Annotated in this window: 1 protein-coding gene; it reads left to right on the forward strand. The window is 38.0% G+C overall.

Annotation, left to right across the window (positions count from 1 at the left end; all coding sequences use genetic code 11):
- The first annotated feature begins 233 nt into the window (after positions 1 to 233).
- Positions 234 to 566, forward strand: coding sequence for a hypothetical protein (locus tag PL77_RS29905; RefSeq protein WP_044213749.1), 333 nt, complete (start codon positions 234 to 236; stop codon positions 564 to 566).
- The last annotated feature ends 44 nt before the right edge of the window (positions 567 to 610 follow it).

Here is a 610-nt window from a genome sequence, read left to right on the forward strand (position 1 = left end):
TTGAGTTAGAGAATGAATTAAATCAGTTGAGGCTTTTTAAACTGACGGCATGACACTAGAACAAAAAGAAATCATCCGCATTGATAAAGCTTTGGACGAAGCCAATTGGGATATTCAGATTTCAACTTCCATAAGCAGGGTTCAAGAGTTACGGCGTCAGATTGCCAGTCTTGAACGACAAAGAAAGCTGTACAGCAGTCAGCTAGATTATTTACGAACTAACCCCTCTAATTATGAACCACAAAAGACCCGCCGTTCGAATTTACGGCAACAAGCACGGAGCCTTATTTATCCGTCGTGGATTGATTACACAAGAAGAACCTGATGCACAAAAAGGAGTCTGCATCAAAATTACTTACAAATCCGAAAGTCTACATGTCTTCGCAAGACAACAAGGTCAGTACATGAATATTTTCACGGAAGGTATTACAAACCAAAATGCTGACCTGTTTAAAAAACTTGGAGTAGACCAAGGTCTTTTCTCTGAGTATTCAAGTCGTGTTGATCTTTCGGTTAATGCAGGTGTTAAATTGAAAGTGATTCCTTATCCAGTTAATACCAATTAGTTATGAAGAACAATAAGGAAATCAATCAAGAGATCTTTGACTTT

It is taken from the genome of Flammeovirga sp. OC4 (genome assembly GCF_000812565.1).
Lineage (GTDB): Bacteria > Bacteroidota > Bacteroidia > Cytophagales > Flammeovirgaceae > Flammeovirga.